At 69.2% G+C, this 17,344-nt stretch carries 17 protein-coding genes, 1 tRNA gene and 1 riboswitch; of the genes, 10 read left to right on the top strand and 8 right to left on the bottom strand.

Features of this window, described 5'->3' with window-relative positions; genetic code table 11:
* The first annotated feature begins 221 nt into the window (after positions 1-221).
* From OH804_RS27760 to OH804_RS27740, 5 genes are all read left to right on the top strand, one after another.
* Positions 222-485: a cell division protein CrgA gene (locus OH804_RS27760; RefSeq protein ID WP_030331997.1), complete on the top strand. Its 264-nt coding sequence runs from the start codon at positions 222-224 to the stop codon at positions 483-485.
* A gap of 206 nt (positions 486-691) precedes the next feature.
* Positions 692-2,890 (top strand): (Fe-S)-binding protein, encoded by a 2,199-nt coding sequence (locus tag OH804_RS27755; protein ID WP_196924713.1) that lies wholly within the window; start codon positions 692-694, stop codon positions 2,888-2,890.
* A 104-nt stretch (positions 2,891-2,994) separates the two neighbouring features.
* Complete coding sequence (locus tag OH804_RS27750; RefSeq protein WP_231392466.1) at positions 2,995-4,320, top strand: hemolysin family protein; 1,326 nt, start codon at positions 2,995-2,997, stop codon at positions 4,318-4,320.
* Entirely contained in the window at positions 4,313-5,314 is a 1,002-nt protein-coding gene (locus OH804_RS27745) for a hemolysin family protein (RefSeq protein WP_112586035.1), read from the top strand. The genes OH804_RS27750 and OH804_RS27745 overlap by 8 nt, the downstream gene beginning before the upstream one ends.
* 167 nt (positions 5,315-5,481) lie before the next feature.
* Complete coding sequence (locus tag OH804_RS27740) at positions 5,482-6,495, top strand: C40 family peptidase (RefSeq protein ID WP_406060478.1); 1,014 nt, start codon at positions 5,482-5,484, stop codon at positions 6,493-6,495.
* A 55-nt stretch (positions 6,496-6,550) separates the two neighbouring features.
* On the opposite strand, the gene OH804_RS27735 is transcribed toward OH804_RS27740, so the two are convergent.
* A complete protein-coding gene (locus OH804_RS27735) occupies positions 6,551-8,533 on the bottom strand; it encodes an N-acetylmuramoyl-L-alanine amidase (RefSeq protein ID WP_406060476.1) in 1,983 nt (660 codons plus the stop codon).
* Between the two features lie 235 nt (positions 8,534-8,768).
* Positions 8,769-8,904: riboswitch (cyclic di-AMP (ydaO/yuaA leader) on the top strand.
* Between the two features lie 13 nt (positions 8,905-8,917).
* On the opposite strand from OH804_RS27735, the gene OH804_RS27730 reads away from it, so the two are divergent.
* Complete coding sequence (locus OH804_RS27730; RefSeq protein WP_196920431.1) at positions 8,918-9,958, top strand: C40 family peptidase; 1,041 nt, start codon at positions 8,918-8,920, stop codon at positions 9,956-9,958.
* A gap of 74 nt (positions 9,959-10,032) precedes the next feature.
* Here OH804_RS27730 and dcd read toward each other — a convergent pair whose 3' ends face one another.
* Entirely contained in the window at positions 10,033-10,710 is a 678-nt protein-coding gene (gene dcd, locus OH804_RS27725; RefSeq protein WP_406060473.1) for a dCTP deaminase, read from the bottom strand.
* Between dcd and OH804_RS27720 the strand changes: the two genes are divergently transcribed.
* The 3 genes from OH804_RS27720 (at position 10,711) to OH804_RS27710 (ending at position 12,561) form a co-directional block, all read left to right on the top strand.
* Positions 10,711-11,271 (top strand): pyridoxamine 5'-phosphate oxidase family protein, encoded by a 561-nt coding sequence (locus OH804_RS27720; protein ID WP_406060471.1) that lies wholly within the window; start codon positions 10,711-10,713, stop codon positions 11,269-11,271. It abuts the gene before it with no gap.
* Positions 11,272-11,493: 222 nt separating this feature from the next.
* Positions 11,494-11,567 (top strand) — tRNA-Gly (locus OH804_RS27715).
* 175 nt (positions 11,568-11,742) lie between these two features.
* Complete coding sequence (locus tag OH804_RS27710; RefSeq protein ID WP_406060469.1) at positions 11,743-12,561, top strand: HEAT repeat domain-containing protein; 819 nt, start codon at positions 11,743-11,745, stop codon at positions 12,559-12,561.
* A 127-nt stretch (positions 12,562-12,688) separates the two neighbouring features.
* Here OH804_RS27710 and OH804_RS27705 read toward each other — a convergent pair whose 3' ends face one another.
* The 6 genes from OH804_RS27705 to OH804_RS27680 all read right to left on the bottom strand — a co-directional run bounded on the left by OH804_RS27705 (position 12,689) and on the right by OH804_RS27680 (position 16,830).
* The gene (locus OH804_RS27705) at positions 12,689-13,135 is read right to left on the bottom strand and encodes a hypothetical protein (RefSeq protein ID WP_406060467.1); all 447 of its coding nucleotides are present in this window, start codon (positions 13,133-13,135) and stop codon (positions 12,689-12,691) included.
* Positions 13,136-13,244: 109 nt separating this feature from the next.
* On the bottom strand, positions 13,245-13,850 hold the full coding sequence (locus OH804_RS27700) for a 2'-5' RNA ligase family protein (RefSeq protein ID WP_406060465.1): 606 nt from the start codon (positions 13,848-13,850) through the stop codon (positions 13,245-13,247).
* A 61-nt stretch (positions 13,851-13,911) separates the two neighbouring features.
* The gene (locus tag OH804_RS27695; RefSeq protein ID WP_406060463.1) at positions 13,912-14,601 is read right to left on the bottom strand and encodes a class I SAM-dependent methyltransferase; all 690 of its coding nucleotides are present in this window, start codon (positions 14,599-14,601) and stop codon (positions 13,912-13,914) included.
* 97 nt (positions 14,602-14,698) lie between these two features.
* Positions 14,699-15,748, bottom strand: coding sequence for a S66 peptidase family protein (locus OH804_RS27690; protein ID WP_406060461.1), 1,050 nt, complete (start codon positions 15,746-15,748; stop codon positions 14,699-14,701).
* Positions 15,749-15,784: 36 nt separating this feature from the next.
* Entirely contained in the window at positions 15,785-16,207 is a 423-nt protein-coding gene (locus OH804_RS27685; protein ID WP_406060459.1) for a nitroreductase family deazaflavin-dependent oxidoreductase, read from the bottom strand.
* Positions 16,207-16,830: an NAD(P)-dependent oxidoreductase gene (locus OH804_RS27680; RefSeq protein ID WP_406060457.1), complete on the bottom strand. Its 624-nt coding sequence runs from the start codon at positions 16,828-16,830 to the stop codon at positions 16,207-16,209. Before OH804_RS27680 ends, OH804_RS27685 begins: the two co-directional genes overlap by 1 nt.
* Before the next feature lie 102 nt (positions 16,831-16,932).
* Between OH804_RS27680 and OH804_RS27675 the strand changes: the two genes are divergently transcribed.
* The gene (locus OH804_RS27675; protein WP_231392467.1) at positions 16,933-17,319 is read left to right on the top strand and encodes a helix-turn-helix domain-containing protein; all 387 of its coding nucleotides are present in this window, start codon (positions 16,933-16,935) and stop codon (positions 17,317-17,319) included.
* Positions 17,320-17,344: the final 25 nt, after the last annotated feature.

The following is a 17,344-nucleotide window of genomic DNA, read 5'->3' as shown; positions in this document are numbered from 1 at the left end:
CGAGCGTTCCTTCCGCGTGTCGGGGATCGGTTCGTGCCGGCCGGGCCGGTGATGCGAACAGTCCCGCCTCTTTCGGTCACTCCGTGCACCTGCCTGACCCCATTCGTGGTCCGGGCGGGCAATCGGGACTACGCTAGCTCTCGAACATTATTGGCCATGGACCGTCGCCCCCGCGCCCGGTTGTCAGGCCGGACGAGGTCGTCACCCCTCTGGAGAGCGCCGTGCCCAAGTCTCAGGTCCGTAAGAAGAAGGTGTACACCCCGCCGACGGACGTTCGTCCGACGACGACGGCGTCGTCGCGCAAGCCTAGCCCGGTGTGGTTGCCGGTCACCGCGGTCGCCTTGATCGTCGTCGGCATCGGCTGGCTGGTGCTCTACTACCTGTCCGAGCAGGAGTACCCGGTCATGGCGTGGGGTTACTGGAACCTCGCCGTCGGCTTCGGTGCGATGGTCGCCTCGCTGGCTCTGCTCTCCCGCTGGCGCTGATCCGAGCAGACCGCCGCGTCGGCGGTCACACGTCACCCCGTCGAGCCCCTGCCCGGCAGGATCGGGTGGGGCCCCCTATGGTGTGCGCAGGCAGCGCGGCCTACTGCGAGATGACTCACGTTACCGCTGGGTAACCTTCGCGTAGGCTGCATTGCATGACCGAGCAGAGCGAGGTCATCAGGCAGCAGACCGGGGAGGCCGACTCGATGGGCAGCGTCCAGATCGTCACCACGATCCTCGCGGCCGCCATCACCGCCGTGGCGGTGTGGCTTGCGGTGCGTGCGGTCCTGAAGATGGTGGCAGTCATCCGGCTCGGGCAACCCGCGCCGGAGCGGTTCACCGACAAGGTCGCCCGCGCCAGGACGATGCTGGTGGAGACGGCCGGCCACACCCGGATGCTCAAGTGGGGCGTGGTGGGCGCCGCGCACTGGTTCGTGATGGTCGGCTTCGTCGTGCTGTCGCTGCTGGTGCTCGAGGCGTACTTCGAGGTGGTCACCACCGATGGCGGTCTGCCGATCATCGGGCACTGGACGATCTTCGGCCTGGTCACCGAGATCATCGGGGTGCTGGGTCTGGTCGGCATCCTGGTGCTGATGGCGATCCGGCTGCGCAACCGGCCGACCCGCCCCGGCGGGCGGTCCCGCTTCACCGGCTCGACAATGTGGCAGGGCTACTTCGTCGAGTGGATCGTGCTGCTGGTCCTGATCTTCGGCTTCGTGATCCGAGGCTTCAAGGTCGCCACCGACCACTTCGAGTTCCCGTTCTGGGCCACCCCGGTCAGCCACGCGGTCGGTGCGGTGCTGCCCGACTGGGCGGACGGCGTCAGCGTCGCCGCAGCCATCAAGATCATTATTTCGATGACGTGGCTGATCGTCATCTCCCTGAACGTCACGATGGGTGTCGCCTGGCACCGCTTCCTGGCGTTCCCCAACATCTTCTTCAAGCGTGAGCCGGCCAAGCCGGCCGGCTCCGGCCTCGGCGCGCTGCGCCCGATGACCAGCCAGGGCAAGCCGCTCGACTTCGAGGAGGCGGACCCGGAGAAGGACCAGTTCGGCGTCGCCCACGTCGAGCAGTTCAGCTGGAAGGGCCTCCTGGACTTCAGCACCTGCACCGAGTGCGGTCGCTGCCAGTCGCAGTGCCCGGCCTGGAACACCGGCAAGCCGCTGTCGCCGAAGCTGCTGGTGCTGAGCCTGCGCGACCACGCGTACGCGAAGGCGCCCTACCTCCTGGCCGGCGGCGGCAAGGACCTGACCGGCGAGGAGAAGGCCACCCAGGCGCAGCTCGCCCACCTGGACGTGCTGGCCCTCGCCGAGGCCGACAAGCCGTTGATCGGCACCGCCGAGGAGGGCGGTGTCATCGACCCGGACGTGCTCTGGTCCTGCACCACCTGCGGCGCCTGCGTCGAGCAGTGCCCGGTGGACATCGAACACGTCGACCACATCGTCGACATGCGCCGCTACCAGGTGTTGATCGAGTCGAGCTTCCCCTCGGAGGCCGGGGTGATGCTGCGCAACCTGGAGAACAAGGGCAACCCGTGGGGCGCCCCGCAGAACACCCGCGAGGACTGGACCAAGGGCCTGGACTTCGAGGTGCCCCGGGTCGGCGAGGTGGACGACTTCGAGTACCTGTTCTGGGTCGGCTGCGCCGGCGCGTTCGAGGACCGGGCCAAGAAGACCACCCGCGCGGTGGCCACGCTGCTCAACGAGGCGGGCGTGAAGTTCGCGATCCTGGGCGAGGGCGAGACCTGCTCCGGCGACCCGGCGCGACGGATCGGCAACGAGTTCGTCTTCCAGATGCTCGCTCAGCAGAACGTGGAGACGCTGAACGAGGCGTTCGAGGGCCGGGACAAGGCCAAGCGCAAGATCGTCGCGACCTGCCCGCACTGCTTCAACACCCTGGGCAACGAGTACGGCCAGCTCGGCGGCGAGTTCGAGGTGGTCCACCACACCCAACTGCTCGCGCACCTGGTCGCCACGGGCAAGCTCACGCCGGTGCAGCCGGTCGACGGCGGCGTCACCTACCACGACCCCTGCTACCTGGGCCGGCACAACCGGATCTTCGCGGCCCCCCGTGAGGTCCTCGGCGACGCCATCGAAGGCGACCTGACCGAGATGCCACGGAACAGCGAGCGCTCCTTCTGCTGCGGTGCTGGCGGCGCCCGGATGTGGATGGAAGAGAAGATCGGCAAGCGGATCAACGTGGACCGGGTCGAGGAGGCCATGGCCACCGGGGCGAAGACGGTAGCGGTCGGCTGCCCGTTCTGCTCGACGATGCTCAACGACGGGGTCAACGGCAAGGGCGCCGGCGAACAGGTCGAGGTGATCGACGTGGCGAGCGTGCTGCTCCGTTCGGTCAAGCCCGAGCAGCCGCAGGGCGGCAAGGAGACCGCGCCGGTCGGCGGCTGAGACCGCGTACCCCTGGGATCTTTTCATCGACGGCGGCGGCCCTCAGGGGCCGCCGCCGTCGTGCAAGAATCTCGCCGAGGTGAGGCGACATCGACGGCCTACTCTTGACGACGCTGTTGCCCCTGGTCGGCTTCGTAGCCCTGACCGCGGGCAACGCGTTCTTCGTCGCGGCCGAGTTCGCCCTGGTCACTGTCGACCGGGCGGAGATCGACCGGCGGGCCGCCGCGGGCGACCAGGCCGCCCTGACGGTACGCACCGCGTTGCGCGAACTCTCCTTCCAGCTCTCCGGCGCACAGCTCGGCATCACCATCACCGCGCTGCTCACCGGCTACCTGGCCGAGCCGGCCCTGGCTCGTCTCTTCACCCCGCTGTTGCGCCCGCTGGCCGGAGACAGCACCGAGCGGGTCACCCCGTTCCTGGCGTTGGCGCTGGCCACGCTGATCTCCATGCTCTTCGGCGAGTTGGTGCCGAAGAACGCTGCGCTGGCCCGGCCCATGCCGGCGGCGCTGGCCACGGCCGGCCCGATGCACACCTTCTCCCGGACGTTCGGCTGGGTGATCCGAGGGTTGAACGGCTCGGCGAACCGACTGGTCCGGGCGCTCGGCGTGGAGCCGCAGGAGGAGTTGGCCAGCGCCCGCTCGCCGGAGGAGCTGGGACTGCTGGCGGGCATCTCGGCGCGGGCCGGTGCGCTGCCCACTGACACCGCGATGCTGCTGCGTCGCACCATCCGCTTCGGTGACAAGCGGGCAGCGGAGGCGATGACCCCCAGGGTGGACGTGGTCGCGCTGCGCGCCACGGCCACGGTGGCCGAGCTGCTGGAGGAGTCGCGGCGGACCGGGCGGACCCGCTTCCCCGTGTACGAGGAGACCCTGGACCTGGTGACCGGGGTTGCTGCGGTGCCCGACGCGTTGGGGGTGCCGCTGGCCGGCCGGGCGTCGACGACTGTCGGCTCGGTGGCCCGCGAGCCGGTGTACGTGCCGGAGAGCCTGAACCTGGACGGTGTCCTGGCCGCGCTGAAGGCGGCCGGGGCCGACCTGGCCATCGTGGTCGACGAGTACGGCGGCACGGACGGCGTGGTGACCGTCGAGGATCTCGTCGAGGAGTTGGTCGGCGAGATCGCCGACGAGTTCGATCCGGCGAGCGTCGACGACCACGGGTCGGCCGAGCTGACAGTGCCGGGCGGTGAGCGCACAGTCCTGGTCGACGGGGTGCTCCGCTCCGACGAGTTGGCCGAGCAGACCGGCTTCCGGCTGCCCGAGGGGCCGTACGAGACGTTGGCCGGGTTCCTGATGGCGCAGCTCGGGCACATCCCGCTCGCCGGCGAGACGGTCGAGACGGACGGCTGGGAGTTCACAGTGGTCGAGGTGGAGCGGCACCGGATCGAGCAGGTCCGGGTGCTGCGCCCGGCGGATCCGGACGACGATGACTGAGCTGCTGGTGACAGTGGTGCTGCTGCTCGGCAACGGGTTCTTCGTGGGCAGCGAGTTCGCGCTCATCGCGTCCCGCCGGACGGTGATCGAGCCGCTGGCCGCCGGGTCGAAACGCGCCCGCTGGGCGTTGTCGGCGATGAACCAGATCCCGCTGATGATCGCCGGTGCGCAGCTCGGCATCACTGTCTGCTCGTTGGGTCTGGGCGCGATCGCCGAACCGGCGCTGGCTCACCTGCTGGAGCCGCCGTTCCACGCGGTGGGTCTGCCAGAGCGGGCGGTGCACCCGGTGGCGTTCGTGCTGGCGCTGGGCGTGGTGGTCTTCCTGCACACGGTCGTCGGTGAAATGGTGCCGAAGAACATCACGCTGGCCGGACCGGAGGTCTCCGCGCTCTGGCTCGGCCCGGCGATGCTGGCGTTCTGTGTGGCCACCAAACCGTTGTTGCTCGCGATGAAATGGGCGGCCCGACGGGTGCTCGCGTTCTGGCGGATCGAGGCGTCCGAGTCGGTGAAGACGGTGTTCACCGCCGAGGAGTTGGCCGGGCTGGTCTCTCAGGCGCGGACCGAGGGACTGCTCGACGCGGAGCAGCACGCGCGGATCACGGGCGCGTTGGCCCTGCACGCGCGGACGGCGGCGGACGCGCTGCAACCGTGGTCGACTGTGGTGACGGTGGCCGAGGACGTCTCACCGGCGTCACTGGAGGTGCTGGCGACCCGGACCGGCCGGTCCCGGTTCCCGGTGGTGCAGCGGTCCACCCGTCGCGTGCTCGGCTTCGTGCACGTCAAGGACGTGCTCGGGTACGCGGGGCAGGGCCGTCGGTCCCCGGTGCCGGCCGACGTCTACCGTCCGCTGGCGGTGGTGCCGCCGGAGCGTACGCTGGCCGATCTGCTGCTGGCCATGCGTCGCGAACGGCGGCACATGGTGCTGGTCAGCGACGGGCGTCGGCCTCTCGGTGTGGTCACTCTTGACGATGTATTGACCGCAATCGTTGGGTGATGGACCAATACCCTTGGTGTGCAAGCTGTTGCACGACAGTGATGGTTACCGCGCTCGCCTTGATTACCGCCCCGAGCTTCCCTAATGTGGGGCACCGACCGCTGTGGGTCGTCTGCCTCGGCCCTTCCCTCACGCGAGGCGCCCGGCGGTCGGTTGCAAAGGAGTCGGTGCCGGTGGCAACCATGCCCCCTCATCGTCACGACCTGAACGCGTCTGCTCGCTCTGGTGGTCTGCGTCGCGCCGCGCACCGGGTGCTGGTCCTGGTCGCCGCTGCGGCGGTCGGTGCCGGTCTTCTGACCGCGCCGGCACACGCCGCGCCCTCGGTCGACGAGATCGAGGCGCAGATCGACAAGAAGTGGGAGCAGTTGGAGCCCACCATCGAGCAGTACAACAAGGTCCGGGCGCAGCTGAAGGTCAACCGACAGAAGTCGGCGAACCTGCAGAAGAAGATCGAGCCGCTGGCGCTGCAGAGCGAGCTGGCGCTCAACCGGGTGGGCGACCTCGCCTCCCGCTACTACATCTCCGGCCCGTCGCACGACATCGGCGCGCTGCTGGTCAGTGCCAAGCCGGACACGCTCACCGAGCAGCTCACCATCCTCGACCGGCTCGCTTCGCAGGAGCGCAAGGAGGTCGAGGGTGTGCTGGCAGTGCGGGCCAAGTACGACGGCGAGAAGCAGAAGCTGGACGCGCTGATCGTCACCCAGACCAAGCAGCAGAACGACCTGGCGGCGAAGAAGAAGCAGATCGACGGCGAGATCAAGAAGCTCGAGGCGTCGATGCCGAAGACCACCGTGGTGACCGCGGCCTGCCCGACCATCAATGGAGTGGTCAGCGCGGCGGCCCGCACCGCGATCAAGACCGCCTGCGGCAAGGTCGGCAAGCCGTACGTCTGGGGTGCCACCGGCCCGAACTCGTTCGACTGCTCGGGGCTGACCCAGTACGCCTACAAGGCGGCCGGGATCTACCTCACCCACCACACCGGTGACCAGTGGAACGAGGGCAAGGCCATCTCGCGGGGCGATGCCCGCCCCGGTGACCTGGTCTTCTTCTTCTCCGGCCTGAGTCATGTCGGGCTGTATCTGGGCAACAACCAGATGGTGCACGCGCCACGTGCCGGCAAGCCGGTGCAGGTGTCCAGCATCAACACCATGCCTGTCGCCGGGTTCCGTAGACCCGGCTGATCCACCTCGCGCGACACGACGGCCCCCGGTCACCGACCGGGGGCCGTCGTGGTTGTCAGCGGGGCGCGCCCACCGGGGACGGCAACAGCTGCACGTCGGCGAGGTCGACGTACATGATCCGGTGGCCGAACTGGATCTGCGCGTAACGGTTCTTGCCGCGGATCACCGTCCAGTCGCCGGGTGACGAGCCGTCGAACGTGCTGGCCCGGTAGTACTCGCCGGCCAGTACCGCGCCGACGGCGTACCGCTGCCCGGCGGCCAGGGTGTACTGAAGCGGCGAGATCGTCTGGTAGGGCACCCCGTCCGGGTACGCCGCCTGTTCCGGGTAGGCGCGTCCGTAGACCGGAATGGTGGTTCGGCCGGGCTTCGGCGTGGCCACCACGCCGACGGTCCAGCTGGCGGTCGGTGCGGACGCCGGGTTGTGGAACCAGGCCCGCTGCCCGAGGTACCAGATCGCCGTCCAGTCGCCCTGCCGCCCGGCCAACGCGTACGTCTGCCCGGCGGATGCCCGGGCCCCGTGGTCGGACACGGACATCGTGTTCGGTGTGCCGTCCGGGCGGAGCGCGATGTCGTTGACCAGCGGCGCGTCCAGGGACGGTGCGCTGCGCAACACCACCGCCGAGGAGCCGCGCGGTGCGCAGGGGACGCCCGCGGTGACGCATCCGACGAACGCCGGCTGGTTGGTGGCGTAGTCCGGGTCGATCCGGACCAGCCCGGTGGCCGGGGTGCCGGTGTCCAGTCGAGGCGCGTGCAGCAGGTCGAAGTAGTGCGTCCAGTCCCAGTACGGGCCCGGATCCCAGTGCATTCCCCGCACTGTCGAGGCGATGGTGCCGGGCACGTTGTCGTGGCCGATGATGTGCTGGCGGTCCAGTGGGATGCCCAGCCGCAGCGCCAGGTGCCGGACCAGCTTCGCCGAGGTCCGGTACATCGCCTCGGTGTACCAGGTGCCCTGCGCCGCGAAGCCCTCGTGTTCCAGCCCGATCGACTTCGCGTTGACGTACCAGTTGCCGGCGTGCCAGCCGACGTCCTTGGTCTTCACGTGCTGGGCGATGTGCCCGTCGACCGAGCGCAGCGAATAGTGCCAGCTCACGTAGGTCGGATCCTGGACGAGTTGCAGGGTCGTCGCCCAACTCGCCTCGGTGTCGTGGATGACGATGTACTCGATCTTCTGCCGCGCGGGCCGGTCGGAGAGGTCGTGGTTGCCGTAGTCCCCGTCACCGAACGCCTCGTAGGGTGCCGGGATCCACTCGCAGGAGATGGTGTGCGGGCACTCCACCCCGTCCGGGCGGGCCAGCCGGCGCAGGCCCAGCCGGTCCAACCAGGAACGTTCGGGCCGTACCGCGCGGGCCGGCAGGCTGACCCGCTGGCCGTCGTCGGTCACCCGGGACTGGCCCGCGCCGATGGTGGTGAAGACCTCGTCGGCGAAGGCCGCCGCGGCGTCGGCGCTGTCCGCGCCCGAGTAGCGGGCCACCGCGCCGTACCAGGCCGCCGGGTCGGTGCCGGCGCCGACCGGCGCGCCCAGATCCCTCTGGTACGCGCCCAGCAGCGCGGCCCCGCCACGGATGTTGAGGCCCACGTCGGTGCGCAGTGCCTCGGGGGCGGCGCCGGTCAGCGCGGCGGCGGCGTCCACGGTCTGCAACGCGGCGGTGGACGGGGCGGGCGCCTCGACCGGCCGGGGCACGGGCACCCGGGCGGGTCGGGAGTCGTCACCGCGTGGGTCCTCGGCACCGGCGTCGTGGTGACCGCGCCCGGGTAGGGCGGCCACGTGCCGGGCGTCGGTCAGGTGCATCGGGCCGTAGCCGCCACTGGTGCTCGGTGTGCCGGCGTTGGTGTCCCAGCGCGACTCCAGGTAGGAGACGCCGAGCAGCACGACGGCCGGCACGCCGTACTCGCTGGCTGCGGCGGCGTACTGCTGCTGGCGGTCGGTGGTGGGCGCGGCGGCGGCCGGGCCGACGGAGAGTGGCACAGTGGTCGCGGCGGCGACCACGGTGGCGGCGAGCAGTGCACGCCAGCCGGTCGACAGGGTTGGATGGTGCATCGAACCCCCTAGATTCTCGCGGAGTGAGGTCAGGTCACCATCGCGCCGTCCGGGAGGTTGCGTCAATACCTTTCCATCTATCGAAGCCTGCGGAAAGAATTCTTCACACACGGTCGGTGACCTCGTCCAATCGGTACGGAGTGTCACGGCCGCACGGGTTGCGGATCGGTAACAGGCGTCTCTACTCTGGTCATTTGTCGGCCCGACAGCAGCTCCGCCCAGCCCGGGCGGTAACGGACCGACACCGCCGAGTCGTTTCCGAGCGAACCGGGGACCCAGGTCCCTCGGGGTGAATCCGCAACCACTGCGGTAGGGCGCCGACTTCCCGCCCGAACCCGTCAGCTAACCCGGTAGGCGGTCAGGAAGAAGGAGTACGGAACCCCGGTGGCACTCCATGCCCCGCGGCCGTCGTCCGAGCGGTCGGCATCAGCCGGCCCGCCGTCGATCGTGCCGCGCCCACGCTGGTCCCGCTTCACCACCGCACTCGCCGCGCTGGCCGGCGTCGCCGTCGTTCTGACCGGCAGTGCCACGGCGGCCCACGCTGACCCGTCCGTCGCCGAGATCGAGCGCCAGATCGACGCCGACTGGAACAAGCTCGAACCGATCATCGAACGGCACAACGCCACCCGCACCGACCTCGCCGCGAAGCGCAAGCAGGCCGACGCGCTGGCCGCCCGGATCACCCCGCTGGAGCGCCAGGTCGACGCCGCGATGGACAAGGTCAGCGCGCTGGCCGTACGCGCCTACAAGGGCGAGAACGTCTCGACAGTCAACGCGGTGCTGGGCAGCCGGTCGCCGAGCGAGGTGGTCGGCCAGCTCGAAATGCTCGACCGCTTCGCGCACAACCAGCAGAAGGACGTACGCCAGGTGGCCGACCTGCGCGACCAGCTGGCCGCGCAGAAGGCGCCGCTGGACGAGATGGTGGCCCAGCTGACCCGCACCGAGGCCCAGCTGGCGGCGAAGAAGAAGCAGATCAACGAAGAGATCGACCGCCTGCAGAAGCTACGCCTCAAGGTGTACGGCAACGGCGGCGGCGGTCCTTTGCGCCCGGCGCCCTGCCCGGGTAGCTACCCCGGCGGCGCCGCGGGCACCGCTGTCAAGTTCGCCTGCGCGCAGATCGGCAAGCCCTACGTCTGGGGTGCCGAGGGTCCGAACTCGTACGACTGCTCCGGGCTGATGCTGGCCGCCTGGGCGAAGGCCGGCGTGTCGCTGCCGCACAACGCCGCCGCGCAGAGCCGCGTGACCAAGAACGTCAGCAGGGGCGACCTGCGTCCCGGCGACCTGGTCTTCTACTACAGCGACATCCACCACGTCGGCATGTACGTCGGCGGCGGCTGGGTGGTGCACGCCTCCCAGGCCGGTCAACCGGTGAAGATGAAGAAGGTCGACGACGGCCCGATCCACAGCTACGGCCGCCCAGGCTGACCCCAGGGTGACCAGAGGGCCCGTCGCGATCCGTCGCGGCGGGCCCTCGTCGTCCTGGTTCTAGCAGCGGAGCCTCAGCGGGTTGGCCAGGTGCGCCAGTGCTGCCAGGCGCGGCTGGGCGTCGGCCCCCGCTGGCCCTGGTAGCGCGAGCCGTAGACCACCGAGCCGTACGGGTGCTCGGCCGGCGAGGAGAGCCGGAAGATGCAGAGCTGCCCGATCTTCATGCCCGGCCAGAGGGTGATCGGCAGGTTCGCCACGTTCGAGAGTTCCAGCGTCACGTGACCGGAGAAGCCCGGGTCGATGAAACCGGCTGTGGAGTGCGTGAGCAGCCCGAGCCGGCCCAGGGAGCTCTTGCCCTCCAGTCGGCCGGCGAGCTGGTCACCCAGCGAGATGACCTCCAGCGTCGAGGCGAGCACGAACTCCCCCGGGTGCAGCACGAACGGCTCGCCATCGGGGACCTCGACCACCGACGTCAGGTCGTCCTGCTGCATGGCGGGATCGATGTGGGTGTAGAGGTGGTTGTTGAAGACCCGGAACAGCCGGTCGAGTCGGACGTCGATGCTGGACGGTTGCACCAGGGTGGGCTCGAACGGCTCCAGGCCCAGCGTGCCGGCCTTGATCTCGGAGACCAGGTCGCGGTCGGAGAGCAGCATCGGACCACCATAGCCGCGCTGGCGGAAGTGGCCGGATTCGGTGCCGGTGACCAGCGAGTCGAGGTCGCTGCTCGTACATTTGTTCGATAGAATGCCCACATGGCTTCCTGGTCCGAATTCGCCGCCGACGAGCCCCGACTCGCCGACGGGATCCGCGTTCTCCTCCAGCAATACGGGCCGGGCTTCGGCTATCTGGCCACGGTCCGTGCCGACGGCGGGCCCCGCGTCCATCCGGTCTCCCCGGTCATCACCGCCGAGGGGCTGTTCTGCTTCATCATCGACTCGCCCAAGCGCCGCGACCTCGAACGTGACGGCCGTTACGCGCTGCACTCGTTCCCCGCGGAGGAGAGCGACGACGAGGCGTACGTGGCGGGGCGCGCCCGTCCGGTGACCGATCCGGTCCGGGTGGCGCTCCTGGCGCAGAGCGCCCGGGCCGAGCCGCAGGTCGACTGGCGGCTCTTCGAGTTCACCGTCGACGTGGCGATGCTCACCCGCCGTGAGCAACAGGTCGCGGGCATTCCGGGCCTCCCGCCGGGCCGGCCGGCCGTTCGGGTCTGGCTCGACCCAAACGCCCCGGCGGCGGTCGCCGCCCCACTGACCGTCCCGCAGACCCGCCCGACCCGCCTCAGCCGTGACGTCCAGTGCACCGCCGCCGCCTGACCGTGACCGGAAGACCGCCGGCGCCGGCTCCGTCGCATCGGAGCCGGCACCCGCGGTGATCAACTCGGTTTCAGGGATATCGCGGGGTTCTGGCGCTTCGGACGCCCCGACTTCCAGGAAACCGAGTGGATCAACCCCGGATGGAGGGGTACGCGGACACCTGCGGCCGGCGGGGGTACCTGGGTGCAGAGGCTCGACGACTCGGGTACAGTGGTGCCGCTTGCGGGTGTAGTTCAATGGCAGAACATCAGCTTCCCAAGCTGACAGTGCGGGTTCGATTCCCGTCACCCGCTCCACTGCGAAGGCCCTGATCAGGACGTGAGTCCAGGTCAGGGCCTTCGACGTCCTGCCGTTGCAGCGACAGTTCGTCCTCGTTGACCCCCGTCACCAGTACGGCCCGCAGGAGCCGGTACGCCTCGGCGACCATGGGCTACCTGACACAGGCTGGCTGGCGGATCTAGGTTGTTTCCCATGCGTGACCGACTCCCTGAGCTGACAGACCCCGACCCTGAGGTTCGGCTGGAGGCACTGCGTGCGCTGTTGGCTGGAGCCGAGAGAGGGGACGTGGTCGCGAAGCAGGTTCTCAGGGAGATCGTGATCGGGTACCGCAACTTCGACCCCGAGATCTACTCCCGGGCGTTGAATCTCCTCGTGTTGTTCGGTGATGAGTCGCTGGCCGAAGCGCTCCTCGCTGCGCTTGCCGACGAGGAGTACGGGTGCCAGAGTTGGGCGGCGAACGGCTGCGGCATCCTGCGCCTTCAGACGGCCGCCCCGCTGTTGATCGACCTACTTCGCCACCCAGATGCTCTCGCCCGCCAGAGCGCCTGCGAGGCTCTGGGAGAGATAGGCGCCCCCACCGCGATCACGCCTCTCGCGCACGTGCTCGACGACCCAGCCGAGCATGTCAGAGCAACTGCCGCCTACGCCTTGGCCGACATCGGCGACGACGAGGCGATCGAGCACTTGTGGACCGCGCTGGAGTCGCCCCGTCGGCCAGTGCGTGCCGGTTACCTGTCGGCCGCGCTGGCGCACCCGGCAATCAAGACCTTCGACCGCCTGATCCAGGCGACCTCACACCACGACCCCGAAGTGCGCTTCTGGGCAGCACGAGCGCTCGGCGCCACCGGCGACGAACGAGCCGAGAAGCTACTGACGCGCCTCGCCGTCGACGACCACGCCACGGTGCGAACCGGCGGGCACGTGAGTACCGCAGCCAAGAAGGCGCTGAAGACGCTGCGAAACATCCGCAAACACCAACGAAAAGCACGCGCCGGAGAGCGGACCACGTGATCTCGTCAAGCGGGTACCGGGATTCCGATCTCAAGCATCTGCTGGGACGGAACACGCCGCGAGGTCCACACACCGGCCGCGGGCGGGGCAGGCAACAGGAGTCTGACGACCTCCGCCAGACCGGCTTTCATGGTCGTCGCGCGAGTGCCCGCTGCACGCCTCGGCGCATCCGTCGCGACGCACCCGGTAGGCCGTACAAGCGGCGAACCTCATGAGGTTCCAGTTCTTGGCGACCGGCCAGCGCAATCGCTGCGGCATACGGTCTGGTCTCGGCCTTACGTAGCAGGACTTCGGTCTCTTGGAGGACCTTGAGCAGGACACCTCGGTCCGCCCTTGGGTGTTGAGCGACGAGCCGAAGCAGGTGGTTGCGATCCCACTGGCCGAACTCGCCATCAATCAGCTCGGTCAGAGTCGCCCCGCTTGTGCGGATGTCCATGGCGACGGCCAGCCGCACGAACGACCAAGGACTACGGGCAAGAGCGTGCAGCCCGTCCCGATCGATTCGCGGGTCCGCAACGAGGTCCAGGTAGTCCCGCGGTGTCCGTGCGCGTGGGAGCAGCGCGTCGATATCCACTACCAGCTCCCTCACCACGTCGTTGGAAGCGAGCGCCCTGCACGGGTGATCGTCTAGCCCACGCCATGAGGCGGTGGCGCAGGGCGGTTCGCATAGTCAGGCCTCAACCTCAGGCTGTGGCCGCTTCGAAGCCCGTACCGGCCGGTGCCTGTGGTGTGGCGCCCAGCGGGAACTCGCAGACGGTGCGCCAAGGGCTGACGTCCGGCGTTCCGGCGATGAGCCGGACCCTGTCGATGGCTGTGTGGATCGGCAGGTGTGCGGAGATGGTTTCCGCGGCGTGGCTCAGAGTGGGCTTGGCGGCGTCGTGACCGATGGTCAGGTGCGGCACCACGTCGCTGTGCGCCCCGGCATACGGGGGTGCCTCGGGAAACTGCTGCCACACCGCCGTGGTGAGTTCCCGGAACGGACGATCTGGCTGCGGAGCAAGCCAGACGACAGTTTCACCGAACCAGCCGACATGCGTCAGTGCGACGTCGAACTGCGGTATCCCGGCAATGGTGTCGCGCAGCACCACCAAGACCTGCTCATCGATCTGCTGCGGGGGCAGGAACGGATAGAGGACTGTCACGTGCGCCGGCACGCCCCACCCGGCGGCCCGGTCGAGCGATGCCCGGAACCGGCCCACCGCCTCCTCGGCCTCGGGTATCGGCACGATGAGGGCCGTGTGTGTCGGTTCCATCCCCGAAGTTTGCAACCAAGGTCGTTGCCGGTCCACCGTATTCACCACCCGCCACAGGCGGTCCGCGCCAGCCAAGCCAGATAGGTGCGGTGCGTTCTCAGTCTCGGGACCGCGTTCGTGCGGCGAGGAAGGACGGCCGTTCGGTGAGGCGGGCGTAGGCGTCTTCGTCGACCTCTCGAAGTTCGAGGCACGGCCGTGGCTCGACGAGTTTCTCCAGGAGAAATCCGGCGTCCAGGAGTTCGCCGAGGAACGTCTCCAGCGTCATCCGCTGGAAGTGGAGGGCGCCCGGCCCGTGCGGCAGGTCGACCCAGGACTCGTCGTAGTAGGAGCTGCCGAAGTATCGCCAGTCGGCCGTCGGATGAGTGGTCGAGATGACGAGCCAGCCGGCGGGACGTAGCACCCGACGCATCTCGGCGAGTAACTGTCGCCGGTTCGTCAGATGGCCTATGACCAGCGCGCAGACGACCCCGTCGAAGGACGCGTCAGCGGCAAAGTCCAGTGGCTGCTCCAGGTCGTGCAGGCGCAACTGCGCCTGAGCGGCACGTGAGCGCGCATGGCGGAGCATTGTGGCGCTGGCGTCGATGCCAGTCACCCGGGCGCCCCGCGCCAACAGTTCAGCCGCATAGTGGCCGGCACCGCAACCGAGATCGAGGATGTCCAAACCGGCGACGTCACCAGCGAGCGCCAGCATCGCGGGCCGATCGGTGTACGCGTTGTAGGGGCTCGTGTTGGCGTTCTGTGCGAAGAACTCGCCGAGTTCGTCGTGGTACCCGGTCCCGATCGGCATCCGAGCACCATCCCGACCGCTCAGGGGATCCGCAACCGTTTTTGCCCGACGACACGCCTCCGAGCGGCCGTCGCCCACACCAGCGGGCGGAGAGCCCCTATCGGTAGTTGGCGAAGATGCGGCGTTCCACGCCATCGACGGTGACCGGGCCGCCGTGGGGAAGGATCCACTGCGGTCTGGTGTGGCCGAATGGGACGCCGACGCAGATAACTGCCTCGGGGTTGTAGCGGCTCACCACGTCGATGACCGTGTCGCGCTGCTGCTGGCGTAGCCGTTCCCGGTCGGCGGCCGGGGGGCGGCGGGTGTGGTCGGAGACCGGCGGGCGGGCGACCAGGACCGCGTCGACGGCGCTGAGGAGACCGCGTTCACCCAGTGATCGGACGATCCAGCCGACCTCACGGGCGGGGAGAAGCTCCTCCGACGTCTCGATGAGCAGAACCCCACCCTGCAGGACCTCCGGGGAAAACGGGAAGCGTCCCGCCGTCAGGATCCACTGGATGACCTCCAGGCAGCCACCCCAGGTGGGGCCGGTGACCGCGCGGGGCGGCCCGTACCAACTCCACGGCTCCGTCGGTTCGCGCTCTCCAAAGGACTTCAACGCCTGCGGGTCTGCCCAGTCGATGCCGACGTCCTCGGACTCACCCGGTTCGGTGATCTCCAGCCGCTCCCCGGTGAGCAGCGCCGCTCGCAGCGACCGGACGTGGATGTCGTCGACGGCAGGCCCGGGGCCGAGGTGAACCTGGGAGGATCCGCCGTAGAAGCTGGCGATGCCGAGGCCCCAGAGCCAGTGGTGCAGGTTGGTGTTGTCGCTGGTGCCGAGGAACGGCTTCGGGTCGGCTCGGGCCAGGTCGGCGTCCAGGTGGGGGATGACAGTGATCTGGTCGTCGCCGCCGATGACGGCGAGAATGCCACGTACCTGGGGGTCCGCGAAGGCGGCGTTGATGTCCGCCGCCCGCGCTGCCGCGCTGGCACCCACCTGGCGGGTGGTGGGGTATTCGACCGGGACGAGGCCGGTCAGGTCGGCAAGCCGTCGCATGGCCTGCTCGTGGATCTCGGGAAAGGCACCGGCCGCGGCGAAGGACGGCGAGACAACCGCGATCTTGTCCCCGGGCCCGGCCTTCCGAGGACGAACAAGCTCATGCTCCATGCCGAGATCCAACAGGTACGCCAGTTCGTACGCATCTCATTTCGTTACAGGTTCCAGGAGAACCACGGGGATCTCCCGGGTGATCCGTTGTTGGTAGGCGGCGTACTCCGACCTGGCCGAAACCATCAAGCGCCACAGATGCGGACGCTCCTCGGCCGTGGCGGGGCGCGCGTACGCGCCGAAGGTCTCCGTACCGACCTGCACCGTGACGTACGGGTCGGCGAGCAGGTTGAGGTACCACGCGGGGTGGTGGTCTGCGCCGCGGTTGGAGGCGGCCAGCACGTAGTGGTCGCCGTCGCGTTCGTAGACGAGCGCGGTGCGGCGCAGTTCGCCGGTCTTTCGGCCTCGGGTCGTCAGGAGCAGGTCGTTCACGCCGGGCCGGGGTCGGCCGCCGGTTTCCTCGAACCGGTGGATGTGCTCCGCGACCCAAGCGTTCGGGCTGTCGTGGACCTCGGGCATCACACCTCCCGGACAATCGCGGAGGCGCGGTGGTGGCGGGGTGCCTCGATCTCGTCGACGAGTGAGATCGCGAAGTCCGCATAGCTGATCCGGCTGGCTGGGTCGCCATGTTCGGCAACCCGGTAGCGGCCGGTGCGTGTGCCGCCGTGGTCGAAGTCACCGGCGGGGGCCAGGTAGGCCCAGTCGAGGTCGGAGGTCCGAAGCTCGTCAAGGCCCGCTGCATGACCCAGGTAGAAGGGCCGGTACTCGTTCGGGTAGCCGGGCTGGTCCATCAGGGCGGCACCGGATGCCCCGGGCATGATCGAGGCGAGGCCGACCACCACCAGGCGACGTACACCTGCCTTGGTCAGGCCGGCGGCCAGGGCGCGCGACGATGCGGTGAAGAAGTCGTGCGGCGGTACGGATAGGTCGACGGCGGCGCTGATGGCGGCGTCGTGCTCGGCGGCTGCCTGCGCGATGCTCCCGGCGTCGGTCACGTCGCCTGCCACCACCCGTGCGTCGGTCAGGTCGCCGTGGTCAGCGGGGTTGCGCACCAGGGCGGTGACCTGGTGGCCGCGTCGTCGCGCCTCGGCGACGGCCTGCCGTCCGGCTCGACCGCCCGCGCCGAAGACCACGATCCTCATGAGTTACGCCTCTCACCAGAGGCCGGAGCCCGTGCGTCCGGCCGATTTGCCGACGCTATCGAGGGTCGTGGTTACCACCGGGATACCAGTTATCGTTTGGTGATGAGGCAACCTCTGCCCGCCGACATGTTCGACGAGCTGTGCCCGTCCTCGCTCAATCCGATCCGATTCGGCGACAAGTGGGCGGCGCTCATCATCCGCTGTCTTGAGCAGGGGCCTCGCCGGTTCTCGGAGCTGCGCGTGCCGCTGCGCCGCGTCACCCCCAAGGTGCTCACCCAGTCGCTGCGCTCCCTCGAACGGGACGGGCTGATCAAGCGCACCGTCTTCCCCGAGGTCACCCCGCACGTGGAGTACGAGCTGACGCCGGTGGGCCGCAGCATGCTCGAACCGATTGCGGTTGCCTGCGCCTGGGCCGAGCAGCATTGGGACCAGTTGCTCGACGCCCGCGAGTCGTACGACAACGCCACCCGGCGCAACCGCGCTGGGTGACCCCGCGTGTCACCGGTGTGGCACA

It is taken from the genome of Micromonospora sp. NBC_00860 (genome assembly GCF_045207375.1).
In the GTDB taxonomy this organism is placed as follows: domain Bacteria; phylum Actinomycetota; class Actinomycetes; order Mycobacteriales; family Micromonosporaceae; genus Micromonospora; species Micromonospora vinacea.
The sequence above is the reverse complement of the archived record's forward strand: the minus strand, read 5'-3'. Positions and strand labels throughout refer to the sequence as shown.